Consider the following 16,935-nt stretch of genomic DNA (forward strand, 5'->3'; position numbering starts at 1 on the left):
AAAAACGCGCCGCATCACGCGCGATCACTTAGGCCGCGCGCAGCTGACGATCATCAAACGGCTGTGCAGACTCGTCGCCGACAAGGGCATCGCCTGTTCACACGCATCCACGCAAGGGCTTGCCACGCTCACTGGACGCACAATCGAATCATGCTGCTTGCGATCCAGTGCGTCCTTCAAACGTTGCGCTACATTGCGTGCTGCAAAACAAAACGCGCCGCCTTGCACCATGCGAGGCGGCGCGTTCGTTTTGAGGCTTGAATTGCGGTGTGATTAGCTGCGTGAGTAGTCGATCCTTTCAACGCCCTTGTCCGTGCCGAGCAGGCACAGGTCCGCGCCGCGCGTCGCGAACAGGCCGACCGTCACGACGCCCGGCCACGCGTTGATGTGCGCTTCGACTGTACGCGGATCGCTGATGCGCAGACCCTTGACGTCGAGGATTTCGTTGCCGTTGTCGGTGATGTACGGCGAGCCGTCCTTCGTCACGCGCACGACGGGCACGCCGCCCTTCGCTGTCACGCGGCGGCCGATTGCCGTGCGCGCCATCGGTACGACTTCGATGGGGAGCGGAAACTGGCCGAGCACGTCGACGACCTTGCTCGCGTCCGCGATGCAGACGAACTTCTCCGACACCGACGCGACGATTTTCTCGCGCGTGAGCGCGCCGCCGCCGCCCTTGATCATTGCGCCGCCGTGATCTATTTCATCGGCGCCGTCGACATAAACGGGCAGCGATTCGATGTCGTTCAGATCGAACACCTGGATGCCGTGCGATTGCAGGCGCGCCGTCGTCGCGACCGAGCTGGACACTGCGCCGCGATAGCGCGACTTGTGGGCGGCGAGCGCGTCGATGAAGCAGTTCGCCGTCGAGCCGGTGCCGACGCCGATGATGGCGCCTTCGGGCACGTTTGCGATCACGTAGTCGGCGGCGGCTTGGCCGACCAGTTGCTTGAGTTCGTCTTGAGTCATGATGAGAAATGCCAGGGCAAACGGAAAAATGCAAGTTTACCGGAGTCGAGGCGCGGGGCCGGATTTATTGCACGTGTTGAGCGTGCGCTTGCCGTTCATGGCGCGGGCCGTGCCGGTTCTGGCGGGGCGGCCTGCGTGTACTTGTCGAGCAGCGCCTGCGCGATCGCATCGGTTTGCGCATCGGGATTACCCGAGTAGTCGGCGGGACGGAAATGCACCTGGAACGCGGCGAACACGCGGCGCGTGCTGTCGTTGAGCACGCCATCCGTCGCGACTTCATAGCCGTAGCGTGCGAGCTTTTGCTGGAGCGCGCGGACGTCTGTAGGCGCATGCGGATCTCGGCCTGCGAGTTCTTTTGCGACGGTCGCATCGTCGGGCCATGCGCCGACGCCTGCATCGTAGAGTTGCTTCCACGGGAAGAGCGGGCCCGGGTCGATCTTGCGTTGCGGCGCGATGTCGCTGTGGCCGACGATGCGCGTCGGCGGAATGTTATATCGCGTGACGATGTCTTTTGCGAGGCGGATCATCGCGCTCACCTGCTCCGGCGGATAGGGTTGCCAGGTGCGGCCCTGCGGTGTGTCGATGGGGCCGAGGTTCACGTTTTCGATGCCGATCGAGGCGGCGTTCAGTTCTGTTGTGCCTTGCCAGGAACTTAGGCCTGCGTGCCAGGCGCGTTGTGATTCGGGCACCAGTTGCCAGATGATTGGTTCGCCGTTTTTTTCTTTTGGATGATCGGGGATGACGTAGTGGGCGCTGACCTGTTCATGCGTCAGGACGTCTAGCGACTGTTTTTCATCGATCTCGGTGTAGTGCATCACGAGGAAGCGGATGCGGGTGTCCTGGTATTGCGCTGTGTGCGATGTGTCTGTGTAGTAGGTGGTGTGGTGGATGATGGTCGAGGTGCAGGCTGTTGTTAGTAACGTTGCTGCTAGCGCTGCCGCGCTGATTGAGGTGGGTTTCATCGCTGTTGGGGTCTTTCGGTTCCTGGCTCTTTGCGGTTTTTGCCTTCGCGGCGCGGGTTGCACCGGTCGGTGTTTTGGCCTTTGCGGTGGCATCCGCGTTTTGTCTCTGGTTCGCATGCGTTGCCCCTGTGCGGGGCGACGCTTGAACACCAAAGACATAACTCGGATGCCAGCGCAAACCTAAACAGGGAGTGTCTGAATTTTTGTGTGCAAGGCAGCTAAAAGCCTGCGATCTGGCAGGCTCATCAATTGCATTCTACAAATGATTCCTGGTGAAGCGATCCTCGTAGAGGATCGCGAACTGGTTCATCGCGGCTTTCCAGTCATGCGCGGCACGGCTCCAGTCAGCCGTGATATTGCGCAAGGCCAGCCATAGCAGTTTGGTCGCGGCCTCGTCCGTCGGGAAGTGTCCACGCGTCTTGACGATCTTGCGTAGCCGGGCATTGACACTTTCGATGGCATTAGTCGTGTAGATCACCTTGCGAACCGCTGGCGGAAACGCGAAGAAGGGAATCACACGATCCCAGGCCCGACGCCAGGCGGCCACCACCGTCGGGAATTTCTGGCCCCACTCGCCCTGTTCGAACGCGTCCAGTTCGGTCTGGGCAGCTTCAGCGCCCGTTGCCGAATAGATCGGCTTGAGGGCAGCAGCCAGCCCCCGCCGGTCTTTCCAGCTCGCGTAGTCCAGCGAGTTGCGGATCAGGTGCACGATGCACGTCTGGAGCGTGGTGGCCGGAAACACCGCGCCCAGCGCTTCAGGCATGCCCTTCAGTCCATCGGTGACCGCGATCAGGATGTCCTGCACGCCACGCACCTTCAGGTCGCTGAATACCTTCATCCAGAACTTCGCGCCTTCCGTGTTCTCGATCCACAGCCCCAGGATGTCCCGTGTGCCGTCCGGCAGGATGCCCAGCGCCAGATAGATCGCCTTGTTGCGCACCATCCCTTCCTCGCGGATCTTGACGCGTAGCGCGTCAAAGAACACTACCGGGTACATCGGCTCGAGCGGGCGCGCCTGCCAGATACTCACCTCGTCCATCACGGCATCGGTCACCGAGCTGATGAATTCCGGCGACACATCGGTACCGTACTGCTCAGCCAGAAACCCCTGGATCTCGCGCACCGTCATGCCACGGGCGTACATCGCGATGATCTTGTCGTCAAAGCCGGTGAAACGTCGCTCGTGCTTCGGAATCAGGATCGGGGCAAAGCTGCCGTCGCGGTCACGAGGGATCGCCAGGCGCAGCGGACCGTCGTCGGTCAGCACCGTCTTGCCGCTCTTGCCGTTGCGCTGGTTGGTCGCGTCTTCGGGCCGCACGGCACCCGCCGGATAACCCAGATGGTGTCCAAGTTCGGCGCCCAGCGCCCGCTCGATCAGCGCCTTCTTGAATGCCGCTGAAGCGGCGTGCACCGCTTCGGCAGTCATGGGTCCCTTCACGAACTGGTCGATCAGTTCCTTCGGAATGGACGGTAACACTGTCGGCGCTTCGGTAGTCGTCTTGGGTTTGCGTGGCATACATGCTCCTTGAGCTACATGTTATGCCTTGAACACAAAATCTATGACAGGCCCCCTAAACACCCTTCAGCGTCGCAGACAAAAAACCTACTTCTTAACAGCCCTCTGCCGCACAGCTTCAAAAAGACAAACGCCTGATGCAACAGAAACGTTAAGGCTTTCAACAGACCCAGCCATAGGAATATTCATCACCTCATCACACGTATCGCGGGTAAGCCTCCGCATCCCTTCCCCTTCGGCACCCACAACAATCGCAACAGGCCCATCGAGCTTCGTCTCGTACAGCGACGCCGTCGCTTCCCCGGCAGTGCCAACGACCCAAACCCCAGCATCCTTCAACTCCCGCAACGCGCGAGCGAGATTAGTCACAGTGATATACGGCACCGTATCAGCCGCACCGCTGGCCACTTTCGCCGCCGTGGCATTCAAACCAACCGCCCGATCCCGCGGCGCAATCACAGCATGCGCGCCCGCCGCATCGGCAACCCGCAAACACGCGCCGAGATTGTGCGGATCCGTAATCCCATCGAGCACCAGCAACAACGCCGGCCCCTGAACACCATCGAGCAGTTCAGCAAGGTTCTGCGCCAAAGGCAGATCGCCCGCGCGCGCCACTACGCCCTGGTGCCGCTCCGTATGCGCAAGTCCCCACAGCCGAGTCTCGTCGGCGGCAATCAGGCGGACTCCCGCCTCTTTCGCCACGGCCAGAAACTCGTTCATCCGGCGATCGCGGCGGCTCTGGTCGTAATAGATTTCTTCGACCGTCGATGAATCGTGACGCAAGCGTGCCGTCACCGCATGAAAACCGTAGAGAACCTTGAGACGTGACATGACTAGAACAACCTTTGAATGAGCGCGCCTTTCTGAACCAATCGAACCTATCGAACCGGTCAGGGCGCGCCCGATGAGAATGAGCGCCGCGCACGCATGACGCGCGCGCGGCGTTAATACAGAATCAACGCTTCTTGTGGACCGGCTTCGCGGTCGACTTCGACGCCGCGCGCTTCTTCGACGCCGCCGCCTTGCGCGCCGTACGCGCCTCCTTTACGGCCGCTGTCTGCGCAGGCGCAGCTTTCTTGCGCCGCGCGCCGTCGACCTGTGCCGCGCGGTCGACAGGACGCACGCGCGGGCCGCCGAGATCGCTCGCCTTGTCCACCGGGTTCCCGCGATGCGACTGCGACTTCACGGGCGTGTCGCGCACCAGACGGAAATCGATCTTGCGCGCGTCGAGATCGACGCGGCTCACCTGCACCCGCACGCGATCCGACAAACGATAACGGATGCCCGTGCGCTCGCCGCGCAGCTCGTTCTTGATCTCGTCGTACTGGAAGTAGTCCGAGCCGAGTTCGGTCACGTGCACGAGCCCTTCGATAAAGAGCGCATCGAGTTGTACGAAGATGCCGAACGACGTCACGCCGCTCACCATGCCGCCATACTCTTCGCCGAGCTTGTCGCGCATGAAGTAGCACTTGAGCCACGCTTCAACGTCGCGCGATGCTTCGTCCGCGCGGCGCTCGTTCGCCGAGCAATGCAGGCCGAGCTCTTCCCAGATCGCCGTGTTCGGACGGCCGCGGTCGGGGCGATTGCCGCGCTTCTCGTCTTCCGCCTGCAGCGCGCGGGCGCGCGGCGACAGCGCCGTGTTCAGCTCGACGCCATGCGGCGCCTTCGGCTCGTACTTGCGGCCCTGCAGGATCGCGTAAATCGCGCGGTGCGTGAGCAGGTCGGGATAGCGGCGAATCGGGCTCGTGAAGTGCGCGTACGCTTCATATGCCAGACCGAAGTGGCCGATATTGTCCGGACTGTAGACGGCCTGCTGCATCGAGCGCAACAGCATCGTCTGCAGCATCTGCGCGTCGGGACGATCGCGGATGTGCGCCATCAGCGCGGCGTAGTCGCTGGCGTGCGGCGTGTCGCCGCCGCCGAGCGTCAGGCCCATGCCACGCAGGAACGTGCGCAGATTCTCCAGGCGCTCCGTCGTCGGCCCCGCGTGCACGCGGTACAGACCCGGATGCTTGTTGCGCTTCATGAAGTCGGCCGCGCAGACGTTCGCGGCCAGCATGCATTCTTCGATCAGCTTGTGCGCTTCGTTGCGATGACGCGGCACGATCTGCTCGATCTTGCCCTGCGCATTGCAGACGATGTACGTCTCCGTCGTATCGAAGTCGATCGCACCGCGCTTCTGGCGCGCGGCGAAGAGCGACTTGTAGACGCCATACAGATTCTGCAATTGCGGCAGCAAAGCGGCACGGCGCGTCGCTTCCGGACCCTTCGTGTTGGTCAGCACGGCCGCGACTTCCGTGTACGTGAGACGCGCGGCCGAATGCATGACGCCCGGGTAGAACTGATACGCCTTGATCTCGCCGCGCGCGGTGATGACCATGTCGCACACCAGCACGCACCGGTCTACGTTCGGATTGAGCGAACACAGTCCGTTCGACAGCTTTTCCGGCAGCATGGGGATCACGCGGCGCGGGAAATACACCGACGTGCTGCGCTCGATCGCATCGACATCGAGGCCGCCGTCGGGCAGCACATAGTGCGACACGTCGGCAATCGCGACGATCAACCGGAAACCGTCGCCGCGCCCGACCTTCACCGGCTCGCAGTAGACGGCGTCGTCGAAGTCGCGCGCATCTTCGCCGTCGATCGTGACGAGCGGCACGTCGCGCAGGTCGACGCGGTGCTTCATATCGACAGGCCGCACTTCGTCGGGCAGCTTTGCGGCGGCGTCGAGGGCAGCCTGGCTGAACTCGTGCGGCACACCGTACTTGCGCACGGCGATTTCGATTTCCATGCCGGGATCGTCGATGTCGCCGAGCACTTCGACGACGCGCCCCAGTGGCTGCGAATGGCGGCTCGGAAAGTCCGTCAGCTCGACGACCACCACTTGCCCGACCTTCGCCTTCTTCGTGTTCTGCGTAATCAGGATGTCGTGGCCAATGCGCTTTTCTTCGGGCGCGACGATCAGCGCACCGTTCTCGTTCAGCAACCGGCCGATCACGCGCTTGTTCGCGCGGTCCGTCACCTCGACGATGTGGCCTTCGGGGCGCCCGCGCCGGTCATAGCCGACGATGCGCGCCAGCACGCGATCGTTGTGCATGACCTTCTGCATTTCGCCCGTCGGCAGGAACAGGTCGTCCTGGCCGTCGTCGCGGATCAGAAAACCGTAGCCGTCGCGATGGCCCTGCACGCGGCCCGCGACGAAGTTCGACGGATGAGTCAGCTGATAATGGCCGCGCTGATCGAGTCTGATCTGGCCATCACGCTCCATCGCGGCAAGGCGCTTGAAAAACCCTTCGCGCTCCTGGCGCTTGATCGACAGCGCTTCGGCGATGTCGTTCGCTGCAAGCGGCGTTTCACTCGTGCGCAGCACGCCGAGGATTTCTTCGCGGCTTGGAATCGGATACGGATATTTGCTCAAGGGCTTGTCGATGATTGTTCTCGTTGCGTGGACGTCGGCGGATGGTGACGCTGCTCTAACTGAACTTGAACTGCAACTGCTGCTCTTGTGACTTCGATGACTTCGATGACTTCGTTGACTGCGACTGCTCTCTGACCGTCGACAACCGTGCGGCCGCGAATGCGGCCCTGAGCGAGGCCTCGACCGAGACCCCGCCGGCCCGTCACGCGGACCACGGACGGATGCCCGGCGCCAGCCTGCTACTGCGGCGATTCTAACACCCGTCTCGCCCGCTACGCGCCGCCCGGCGGGCGATTGCGCGACGCGCGCGGTGCTCGTGCGCGAGCGTTGCGGCTGTCGTGCGAATGTTTTCGCGAAATGCTTGACACGATTCTTCGACCCGCTATAATCTCGGTCGCTGCTTCAAACGCACCTTGCCCAGGTGGCGAAATTGGTAGACGCACTAGGTTCAGGTCCTAGCGGTGGCAACACCGTGGAGGTTCGAGTCCTCTCTTGGGCACCAGATTCAAATGAAAAGCCGCCTTCGGGCGGTTTTTCATTGTTGTGAGTGCATTGCGCTTCGCGGCCGTTTTAAGATCGCGAGGAAGCAACGCAGGAAGTTGCAGTAACGGTTGATCGTCGAGTCATTTGATGCGCGAACAACCTGACGAAAAGATGAAGCGCTTTCAAAATACCGATTGACACGCAGAATCTTCTCGTTAAAATAGCGGTCTAGCTTGAGACGTGCCCAGGTGGCGGAATTGGTAGACGCACTAGGTTCAGGTCCTAGCGGTGGCAACACCGTGGAGGTTCGAGTCCTCTCCTGGGCACCACTCTCTCGAAGCTGCAAACAAATGACCCCGCAAAGCGATAAGCCTGCGGGGTTTTTTGTTTTTGATCGGTCTCATGCGGGCTGGATCCTTAACGGAACGACCTGCGTGTTCAGTGATTTCGCGTGTTCATACGGTACGAACATCGCATCAGCTTGAACGACGGATGCCCAAGTCAGCGCGCGCCAGCCTGAACCGGACATATCCGTCCACATTCCCCTCGCGCTTCATCCCCAGCTTCTGCGCGATGCGCTGCGAAGCGACATTGCCCTCGGCGATACCCGCAACCACCGACTCCAGCCCAACCGTGCCAAACGCATGCGCGACAACGATACGCGCCGCCTCGCTGGCGATGCCTCTGCCCCAGGCATCGCGCACGAGCCGCCAGCCGATCTCGACCTCCGGCCCATGTGTGTCTTCCGGAATCAGCAGCACCCAACCGACAAAACGCGCGGGCGCGCTGCTCTCGAAAATCGACCAGTAGCCGAAGTCCATACGGATACGCGCGCGTGATGCGATCCACGACAAACCGCCGATGCGCATCCGGCTCATGCCACGGACCGTCGACATGCCGCGTGACCTCAGGATCACGATCCATCGCGATGCAATCGTCGAGATCGGCGAGCGTGCGCGGCTTTAAAGCCAGCCTCTGCGAAGCGAAAGAAGGCAGCAATTGTTATTCCCGTAAATTACGAATCACAAACCACATTCAATCGAAATCAATACATTAATTACATTCGCCAAACATTATTGCTCATTCCGAAAACGATTATCTAGGGATAAGCACTGACAAAGCTGGCTTGTTTCATGCAACCGCTTAATGGTCGGCGTACACTCGTCGAAGCCTTCAGCTACGGGGCACGCCGTGCCATCCCAGGTCTTTCACCGATTATTGAATGGCACGAACTATTGGAGACCGCAACCAGGTTGCATGAAATCAGAGTAAGCGCTAAAGCGCCAACTCCGATCGACAGGAGAACAATTGAAATGAGCTGGACTCGGGAACAGAGAAACGTCACGATCGCGGCATATTTAGGCTGGACTCTGGACGCATTCGATTTCTTTCTAATGGTTTTCGTCCTGAAAGATATCGCAAGCGAATTCGGCACCGATATCAAATCGGTTTCGTTCGCCATCATGTTGACCCTGATGATGCGGCCCGTCGGCGCACTCATCTTCGGCTACCTCGCCGACAAGTTCGGCCGCCGTCCCACGCTGATGGTCAACATCGCGTGCTTTTCGCTGCTGGAGCTGTTGTCCGGCCTCTCGCCGAATCTCACTACGCTGCTCGTGCTGCGCGCCCTGTTCGGCATCGCGATGGGCGGCGAATGGGGCGTCGGCGGCGCACTGACGATGGAAACCGTGCCGCCCAAAGCACGCGGCTTCGTCTCCGGCCTGCTGCAGGCGGGCTATCCGAGCGGCTATCTGCTCGCGGGACTCGTGTTCGGGCAGTTGTACCAGTATATCGGCTGGCGCGGCATGTTCTTCATCGGTGTGCTGCCTGCACTGCTCGTGCTGTACATCCGTGCGCACGTGCCCGAGTCGCCCGCGTTCAAGACGCTCGAAAAGAAGACCCGCCCCGGCCTCGTGGCCACGCTCAAGCAGAACTGGAAGCTGTCGGTCTACGCGATCATCCTGATGACGGCGTTCAACTTCTTCTCGCACGGCTCACAAGACCTGTATCCGACCTTCCTGCGCGTGCAGCACAACCACGACGCCCATACCGTGCAATGGATCACGATCGTGCTGAACATCGGCGCGATCTGCGGCGGCCTGTTCTTCGGCGCGCTGTCGGAGCGGATCGGCCGCAAGCGCGCTATCTGCATCGCCGCGCTGATCGCGCTGCCCGTACTGCCGCTGTGGGCGTTCTCGTCGACGCCCGTGCTGCTCGCAGCGGGCGCATTCCTGATGCAGATTTCGGTGCAAGGCGCATGGGGCGTGATTCCGGTGCATCTGAACGAAATTTCGCCGGATGAAATTCGCGCGACCTTTCCAGGACTCGTTTACCAGCTTGGCAACCTGATCGCGTCGGTGAACGGGCCGCTCCAGGCGGGCATCGCCGAAGCGCACGGCAACGACTACGCGACCGTGATGGCGACGGTGATCGGCATCGTGGCCGTCGTGATCGCCGTCTTTATCCTGTTCAGCCGCGAACGGCGCGGCATAGATATGACCCAATCTGCCGAACAGGTCGCGGCGACGGTGCACTGAGCGCACGCACCGCATATCCAACCGCACACTCAACATAAGGGCGCGACGGCGCCCGGGCCAATGCAGCAGATACGAGGCCGCTCCGATTCGTTTCGGAGCGGCCTTTTTTGTCCGCGTCGTCTGCGAGGGCTCGCGCGGTCGGACACTTTTAGAGGGGTTTATCGACACTCGCCTCTTGCCCGATCACCGACTCCATTCTTATCCTGAAAAAGAACGCACGTTTCAAATTTCAATTTGAATCGATTGTTTCGATGGGCCCGGAGTAAGGCGCTGAAGCGCCAACTCCGGCCGACACAGGGAGACACAAATGACGACACGGACAACGAGCCGCCAGGCCGGCGACACGAAATCGCGCATCCTCGATGCTGCCGAGACGCTCTTCATCGAATGCGGTTATGAAGCAATGTCGCTGCGGCAGATCACGTCGAAGGCGGAGGTCAATCTGGCCGCCGTCAACTACCACTTCGGCAGCAAGGAAGCGCTGATGCACGCGATGCTGTCGCGCCGCCTCGATCTGCTGAATCAGGAGCGCGTCAAGCTGCTCGACCGCTTCGACACGATGCTCGGCGCGCGACTGACCTGCGAGCACGTGCTGGGCGCGATGTTCATTCCGGCGCTGCGGGTATCGCGCGACACGCGGATCGGCGGCAAGGCGTTCCTGCGGCTGCTGGGCCGCGCATACACCGATCCGTCGCCGTTCATCCGCGAATTCCTCAACGCGCACTACGCGTCCGTCGCCGTGCGCTTTTTCGAGGCGTTCCAGCGCGCGCTGCCGCATCTGCCGCGCGAGGAACTCGGCTGGCGGCTGCACTTCGCGATCGGCGCGCTCTCCGGCGTGCTGGCGGGCGCCGACACCGACAGCCTGATCAACGAGTTCTCGCAAGGCAAGTCGATGAACGATCTGCAGCTGATCGCGCGGCTCGCGTCGCTGATCGTGTCCGCGCTGAAGGCGCCGCTGCCCGACGCGAGCCAGCTCGCCGTGTTCGCCTCCGTGCTCGGCGATGCGGGCAGCGCCGACATCGCGTGCGACGCGGTTCGGCAGGCGGCGGAGGCAGGATCACAGCCGGCAGTGGCATCGGAGCCGCAGACTCAATCGACGCCGCAAGCACCGCTGCAGCACCCATCGACAGACGCGGCCCACCGCACCGGCCTGGTATCATTTGCGCAACCGGCACAAGCGGACCGGCAGGCCGACACGCGGGACTACGGCACACACTACGCGACGCATGGCTGACGCCCGCTGCGACAAACATGCAGGTATCTTCACAGGTGCCTGCGCTTCAAATCAAACGACACCACGCCTGTCCTGAACCGCATGAGACGCGCCGCTCGGTGCGGCGGGCACACAGGCTGCAACGGATAAGAGCGGGCGCTCGCCCCGCACCAGACAACTCGAATGCATCGCGAGCCGGCCGTGCATCGCAATCCGCGCTCGCCCTGAAAAATCGACAAGGAGGGATCGCCATGACGTGGTTCATCGTTGCGCTGATCGTCGCCGCTGCGGCGCTCGTCTACGTGCAGGCGCGTGCCTCGTGGTGGCTCGCGTTCCTCGTCGTGTGGGTCGCCGCTGCCTTCCTGACGCGCGCAGCCGGCGCGACGGCGACGATCCTGCTCTCGATCGTCCTCGTCCTTCCCGCGCTGGTGCTGACGCTCAAACCGCTGCGCCGCGCGTGGCTCAGCGCGCGGGTGCTCGACCTGTTCCGCAAGATCCTGCCCGACATGTCGCCGACCGAGCGCGACGCGATCGAAGCGGGCACCGTCTGGTGGGACGCCTCGCTCTTCTCCGGACGCCCGCATTGGGACACCCTGCTCGGCTACGGCCCGGCCAAGCTGTCGGTCGAGGAACAGGCGTTCCTGGACAACGAGTGCGAGCAACTCTGCGACCTTGCGAACGACTGGGAAACCACGGCCATCTGGCAGGACCTGTCGCCGCAAGCGTGGCAATTCGTCAAGGACAAAGGCTTTCTCGGGATGATCATCCCGAAGCAGTACGGCGGCAAAGGCTTCGGCGCCTACGCGCATTCGCAGGTCATCATGAAGCTTTCGACGCGCTGCTCGGCGGCCGCCGTCTCCGTGATGGTGCCGAACTCGCTCGGCCCCGCCGAACTGCTGCTGCACTACGGCACCGACGCGCAGAAGAACCACTATCTGCCGCGTCTCGCGCGCGGCGACGAGATCCCCTGCTTCGCGCTGACGAGCCCTTACGCAGGCTCCGACGCGGCGGCGATTCCCGACGTCGGCATCATCTGCAAAGGTACGTTCGAGGGGCGCGAGACGCTCGGCTTTCGCGTCACGTGGAACAAGCGCTACATCACGCTCGGGCCGATTGCGACGGTGCTCGGCCTCGCGTTCCGCGCGCTCGATCCCGACCATCTGCTCGGCAGCGATGACGAACCGGGCATCACCTGCGCGCTGATTCCGACCAGCCATCCGGGCGTGAACATCGGCCGCCGTCACTGGCCGCTCAACGCCGTGTTCCAGAACGGCCCGAACTGGGGCAACGACGTGTTCATCCCGCTCGACTGGGTAATCGGCGGACGCGCACAGGTCGGCAACGGCTGGCGCATGCTGATGGAATGCCTCGCGGCGGGCCGCGCGATTTCGCTGCCGTCGTCGAATGTTGGCATGTCGAAGCTCGCGGTACGCGGCGTCGGCGCGTATGCGGCCGTGCGGCGCCAGTTCCGCACGGCGATCGGCAAGTTCGAGGGCGTGCAGGAAGCGCTCGGCCGCATGGGCGGCAACCTCTACGTGATGGACGCCGCGCGCCGCCTGTCCGCGCAGGCCGTCGATCTCGGCGAAAAGCCGTCGGTGATTTCGGCGATCTCGAAGTACCACATCACCGAGCGCAACCGCGAAGTGATCGACGACGGCATGGATGTCGTCGCAGGCAAAGGCATCTGCATGGGGCCGTCGAACTTTCTTGCGCGCGCGTACCAGCAGGTGCCCATTTCGATCACCGTCGAAGGCGCGAATATTCTCACGCGCTGCCTGATCATCTTCGGCCAAGGGGCAATCCGCTGCCATCCATATGTGCTCAAGGAAATGGCCGCGACGCGCGAACCCGACCGCGCGAAGGCGCTGCGCGATTTCGACGACGCGTTCTTCGGGCATATGAGCTTCACGCTGTCGAACGCGGTGCGCAGCTTAGTGCATGGCCTGACGGGCGGCGTGCTGATCGCGAAGCCGCAGCGCGCGCACGCGCCGCTCACGCGCTACTACCGCGCGGCGACGCGCCTTTCTACCATCTTCGCACTGCTCGCCGACGTGTCGATGCTCGTGCTCGGCGGCGAACTGAAGCGGCGCGAGCGCATCTCGGCGCGCCTGGGCGACGTACTGTCGCAGCTCTATCTGATCTCCGCGACGCTCAAGCGCTTCGAAGACGAAGGCCGTCACGGCAGCGATCTGGCGCTCGTGCAATGGGGCGTCGAAGATGCACTGTATCGCGCGCAAATTGCGCTGGACGGCGTGCTGCAAAACTATCCGAACCGCTTCGCCGCAGGCCTCGTGCGGGTGCTCGCGTTTCCGTTCGGCCTGCCGCATCGCGCGCCGTCCGATGCGCTCGGCAGCGCGATCGCCGAGCTGATGCAGACGCCGGGCGACACGCGCGACCGGCTGCTCGCGGACTCGTACGTGCCGCATGCCGGCGTCGACGCCATCTGCTACGGCGAGCTGGCCTTTGCGCTGACGCCGCAGGTCGCGCATCTCGAACAGCGCTTGCGCGAAGCGATCAAACGTGGCCGCATCGAGCCGATTCCGCAAAGCCTCGCCGATCTCGCCGAATGGACGGAAGGGGCGCAGCAGCGCGGGCTGATCGACGAAGACGAGCGCAAGGTGCTCGACGACTACGCGCGTTATGGCGCAGAAGTCGTCAAGGTCGACGATTTTCCCGCCGACTTCGGCCTGCTCGCCGACCTGCAGCGGCGCAAGGAAGCGCTCGACAAGGCGATGGAACTGGCCGCGTGACGCATTCGCTCGATTCGCCACGCATCGTTTGATGGTTGCTGCAGGGCGTCGGCCGGCAAACGCCCTGCTTTCGTTGCCAATCCGTTAGTATTCCCCCATAAAAATTCGAAGAAGGGACATACAGATGCTAAGGATTCCAACACTTGTCGGCCTTGCCTTTATTGCCTCGGCGGCGTCCGCCACCAATTTCGACAACCGGTCAGGACGCTATTCATTCACGCCGCTACCCTCGGCCGAAGCCGAGATGAAGCGCATGAACACCATCATGCAGCTGTCGGATCAGCAACCCACGGGTCGCTACGTGCGCAAGGGCGAAACCGTGCGCGTGAACGTCGGCGGCATGCCCAGCGGGTATCGTGCACGCGCGATGGTCGGCTTCCGTCGCATGATCGGAAAGTCGTCGCGGAATCAGCAGGCCGCGCCGCTGCGCAACGGCAACAACCGGTTCGTCGCCAGGCAGAACGGTCCGCTGTTCATCACGATCACCGCGCCGGCCGGCAAGCCCGCCATGTCGACTGAAGTCGATGTATCGATCGCGGATGGCAAGCCGCTGCCCCTCTTCGTGCAAGGCCACACGAGCATGGACGACTGGCGGACGCAACTGGACAACTACGCGGACGCGCCGTTCGTTCAGCTCGTCGACCAGCACAGCATGATCACGTTGCCACGCGGCGTGTTTCGGCGCGATCCCGTCGCCGATCCATCGGCCACCCTGGCGACCATCGGGCAGGTGCTGGCGATGCAGGATGCGCTGGCAGGATTCGACGACACAAAACCGGCCGACGCGCGCACGCCGCTGCGCGAGCACTTCGTGGTCGACTTCCGCACCTCGCCCAAGGAAAGGAAGGGGATGTACATGTACGCCACCGACCAGTTCATCGGCATGTTCGCGGAGAACACGGCCGATCTGACCGACCCGGCGCGTCTGCGCAGTGAGTGGGCTATCTGGCATGAGGTCGGTCATACACACCAGCAGGACTCCTGGACATGGGAATCGCTGGCCGAAGTCTCCGTCAATCTGTTCTCGCTGTATGTGCAGGAGAAGATGGGCGAGCCCAACCGGCTGGACGTGGCCGAATACGACGGCATCACGCCTCGCGAGCGTGCGCGCGACTATCTCGCCCGTGCGTCGCGCGACTACGTATCCGACGTGGAAGGCGAGTACGACGATCTCGCGTTCGTGCGGCTCGTGATGTTCGATCAGCTGAAGCGCGCCTACGGCTGGGATCTTTTCACCCGGCTGTTCAGGTATTACCGCGAGCATCCTCTGCCTTACGACGTATCGGAGGCAAAAAAGGTCGACCAGTTCGTGGTGGCGATGTGCACGGTAGCCGGCAACGACCTGCGTCCGTTCTTCGAAAAATGGGGCTTGCGGGCCAGCGCGGACGCCTACGGCAAGATCGCCGCGCTGCGTCTTCCCGTGCGCGCGATCGAAACCTGACCGGCCAGGGCTGAAGCTTCCAGCTGCGGCGCGACTGGCCCATGACAGAATCGGCCCCACGCGCGAGCGGCCCCGCACAACGCACTGCAACATGCCCATGCAGACACCCCGCCCTCGCAAATCCGTCCCCCAACTTGCGGCAAGTCACGCGCTCCGTGCACACTGTCGTTCATCCGCCGGTCCGGGGGCCAGGAGCCAGGAGCCAATAACGTGAACGATTCCTACCTGAACTTCGTCAATTCGCCGCTGGGCGCGCGGGTCGCGCGCTCGCTCGGTTTGCCGAAGCCCGAGGTACTGCGCCGCTACCGAGCCGATGCGCCGGAATTCGACGGCATCGTCGCCGTCGGCGCGGGGCCGGCGCCGCAATTGCTCGACGCGCTCGCCGATGTCGTCGCGCATATCGGCATGACGAGCGTCGCGCATGTCAGCGCGGGCCTGTGGGTGCCGCTCGCCAACCGCCACGGGCTGATGACGGGCCGCTTTGAACCCGCCGATCCCGCAACCGGCTCGCAGGCGCGCGTGCGGGCGCTCGTGTTCGATGCGAGCGGCATCGAAAGCAGCGCGCAGCTCGAGTCGCTCTACACGTTCTTTCACGACGCGCTGCGCTCGCTCGACAAATGCGGCCGGATCGTCGTGCTCGGCCGGCCGCCCGAAGCGTGCGCCAACCCGCGCCAGTGGACGGCGCAACGCGCGCTCGAAGGCGTGACGCGCTCGCTCGGCAAGGAAGCGCGGCGCGGCATCGCGGCGAATCTGATTTATGTGTCGCAAGGCGCCGAAAGCGGCATCGAATCGACGTTGCGCTTCTTCCTGTCGCCGCGTTCGGCGTATGTGTCGGGCCAGGTCGTGCGGATCGGCGCGGCGCCGGGCGGAATCGCGCAGCACTTCGGCGAGGACTTCGACTGGACCCAGCCGCTTGCCGGCCAGCGCGCCGTCGTGACGGGCGCGGCGCGCGGCATCGGCGCGGCGATTGCAAACGTGCTCGCGGCGCAAGGCGCACATGTGATCGGCATCGACATACCCAGCGCCACCGACGCACTCGACGCCACCCTGCGCCAGCTCGGCGGCACGGCGCTCGCGCTCGACATCGCCGCGCCCGAAACGCCCGCGCAGATCGCCGCGGCGCTCGACGAGCTCGGCGTCGACGTTTTTGTGCACAACGCGGGCATCACGAAAGACAAAACCATCGCGAAGATGACGGAAGCGGCGTGGCGCAGCGTGATCGACATCAATCTGTCGGCGCAGGAGCGCATCGACGACGCGCTGCTCGAAGCGGGCACGCTGCGCGATGGCGGGCGCATTGTCTGTGTATCGTCGATCAGCGGTATCGCGGGAAACATGGGACAGACCAACTACGCGGCATCGAAAGCGGGCGTGATCGGCCGCGTGCAGGGCATGGCGCCGTATCTGGCCGCGCGTCGCATCACGATCAACGCGGTCGCGCCCGGCTTCATCGAAACGCAGATGACCGCGAAGATGCCGCTCGCGCTGCGCGAAGCCGGCCGGCGGATGAATTCGATGAGCCAGGGCGGCCAGCCCGCCGACGTCGCGCAGACCATCGCATGGCTTGCGCATCCCGGCTCGGCGGGCGTGACAGGCCAGGTCGTGCGTGTGTGCGGGCAAAGCCTGATAGGAGCGTGACCGTC

General features: G+C 63.2%; 10 protein-coding genes, 2 tRNA genes and 1 pseudogene. 7 read left to right on the forward strand and 6 right to left on the reverse strand.

The window, feature by feature from the left end; translation table 11 throughout:
• Positions 1-273: 273 nt before the first annotated feature.
• From rpiA to rnr, 5 genes are all read right to left on the reverse strand, one after another.
• Positions 274-969, reverse strand: a complete 696-nt coding sequence (rpiA, locus tag C2L64_RS09885; RefSeq protein ID WP_090838790.1) for a ribose-5-phosphate isomerase RpiA — start codon at positions 967-969, stop codon at positions 274-276.
• Positions 970-1,064: 95 nt separating this feature from the next.
• The gene (locus C2L64_RS09890) at positions 1,065-1,931 is read right to left on the reverse strand and encodes an N-acetylmuramoyl-L-alanine amidase (RefSeq protein WP_090838788.1); all 867 of its coding nucleotides are present in this window, start codon (positions 1,929-1,931) and stop codon (positions 1,065-1,067) included.
• A gap of 256 nt (positions 1,932-2,187) precedes the next feature.
• Positions 2,188-3,447 (reverse strand): IS256 family transposase, encoded by a 1,260-nt coding sequence (locus C2L64_RS09895; RefSeq protein ID WP_103153686.1) that lies wholly within the window; start codon positions 3,445-3,447, stop codon positions 2,188-2,190.
• A gap of 87 nt (positions 3,448-3,534) precedes the next feature.
• Positions 3,535-4,278, reverse strand: a complete 744-nt coding sequence (gene rlmB / locus C2L64_RS09900; RefSeq protein WP_090838401.1) for a 23S rRNA (guanosine(2251)-2'-O)-methyltransferase RlmB — start codon at positions 4,276-4,278, stop codon at positions 3,535-3,537.
• Between the two features lie 124 nt (positions 4,279-4,402).
• On the reverse strand, positions 4,403-6,868 hold the full coding sequence (gene rnr / locus C2L64_RS09905; RefSeq protein ID WP_007587373.1) for a ribonuclease R: 2,466 nt from the start codon (positions 6,866-6,868) through the stop codon (positions 4,403-4,405).
• A 415-nt stretch (positions 6,869-7,283) separates the two neighbouring features.
• Between rnr and C2L64_RS09910 the strand changes: the two genes are divergently transcribed.
• Both C2L64_RS09910 and C2L64_RS09915 read left to right on the forward strand, forming a co-directional pair.
• Positions 7,284-7,370, forward strand: a tRNA-Leu gene (locus tag C2L64_RS09910).
• Between the two features lie 223 nt (positions 7,371-7,593).
• Positions 7,594-7,680 (forward strand) — tRNA-Leu (locus tag C2L64_RS09915).
• A gap of 147 nt (positions 7,681-7,827) precedes the next feature.
• On the opposite strand, the pseudogene C2L64_RS09920 reads toward C2L64_RS09915, so the two are convergent.
• Positions 7,828-8,350 (reverse strand): annotated as a pseudogene (locus C2L64_RS09920) (GNAT family N-acetyltransferase).
• A gap of 314 nt (positions 8,351-8,664) precedes the next feature.
• On the opposite strand from C2L64_RS09920, the gene C2L64_RS09925 reads away from it, so the two are divergent.
• The 5 genes from C2L64_RS09925 to C2L64_RS09945 all read left to right on the forward strand — a co-directional run bounded on the left by C2L64_RS09925 (position 8,665) and on the right by C2L64_RS09945 (position 16,930).
• Positions 8,665-9,888, forward strand: coding sequence for an MFS transporter (locus C2L64_RS09925; protein WP_090838402.1), 1,224 nt, complete (start codon positions 8,665-8,667; stop codon positions 9,886-9,888).
• Positions 9,889-10,195: 307 nt separating this feature from the next.
• On the forward strand, positions 10,196-11,122 hold the full coding sequence (locus C2L64_RS09930; protein WP_090838404.1) for a TetR/AcrR family transcriptional regulator: 927 nt from the start codon (positions 10,196-10,198) through the stop codon (positions 11,120-11,122).
• A gap of 230 nt (positions 11,123-11,352) precedes the next feature.
• Entirely contained in the window at positions 11,353-13,851 is a 2,499-nt protein-coding gene (locus tag C2L64_RS09935; RefSeq protein WP_090838406.1) for an acyl-CoA dehydrogenase, read from the forward strand.
• Positions 13,852-13,975: 124 nt separating this feature from the next.
• A complete protein-coding gene (locus C2L64_RS09940; RefSeq protein ID WP_090838407.1) occupies positions 13,976-15,292 on the forward strand; it encodes a M60 family metallopeptidase in 1,317 nt (438 codons plus the stop codon).
• A 210-nt stretch (positions 15,293-15,502) separates the two neighbouring features.
• A complete protein-coding gene (locus tag C2L64_RS09945; protein WP_090838409.1) occupies positions 15,503-16,930 on the forward strand; it encodes a 3-oxoacyl-ACP reductase in 1,428 nt (475 codons plus the stop codon).
• The last annotated feature ends 5 nt before the right edge of the window (positions 16,931-16,935 follow it).

Source organism: Paraburkholderia hospita, from assembly GCF_002902965.1.
Lineage (GTDB): Bacteria > Pseudomonadota > Gammaproteobacteria > Burkholderiales > Burkholderiaceae > Paraburkholderia > Paraburkholderia hospita.

What these genes read in the sequence shown, in the direction of transcription:
- C2L64_RS09925 (WP_090838402.1), top strand. Translation starts at nt 8,665, where the DNA reads ATGAGCTGGACTCGGGAACAGAGAAACGTCACGATCGCGGCATATTTA.
- C2L64_RS09935 (WP_090838406.1), top strand. Translation starts at nt 11,353, where the DNA reads ATGACGTGGTTCATCGTTGCGCTGATCGTCGCCGCTGCGGCGCTCGTC.
- rpiA (WP_090838790.1), bottom strand. Translation starts at nt 969, where the DNA reads ATGACTCAAGACGAACTCAAGCAACTGGTCGGCCAAGCCGCCGCCGAC.
- C2L64_RS09890 (WP_090838788.1), bottom strand. Translation starts at nt 1,931, where the DNA reads ATGAAACCCACCTCAATCAGCGCGGCAGCGCTAGCAGCAACGTTACTA.
- C2L64_RS09895 (WP_103153686.1), bottom strand. Translation starts at nt 3,447, where the DNA reads ATGCCACGCAAACCCAAGACGACTACCGAAGCGCCGACAGTGTTACCG.
- C2L64_RS09940 (WP_090838407.1), top strand. Translation starts at nt 13,976, where the DNA reads ATGCTAAGGATTCCAACACTTGTCGGCCTTGCCTTTATTGCCTCGGCG.
- C2L64_RS09930 (WP_090838404.1), top strand. Translation starts at nt 10,196, where the DNA reads ATGACGACACGGACAACGAGCCGCCAGGCCGGCGACACGAAATCGCGC.
- rlmB (WP_090838401.1), bottom strand. Translation starts at nt 4,278, where the DNA reads ATGTCACGTCTCAAGGTTCTCTACGGTTTTCATGCGGTGACGGCACGC.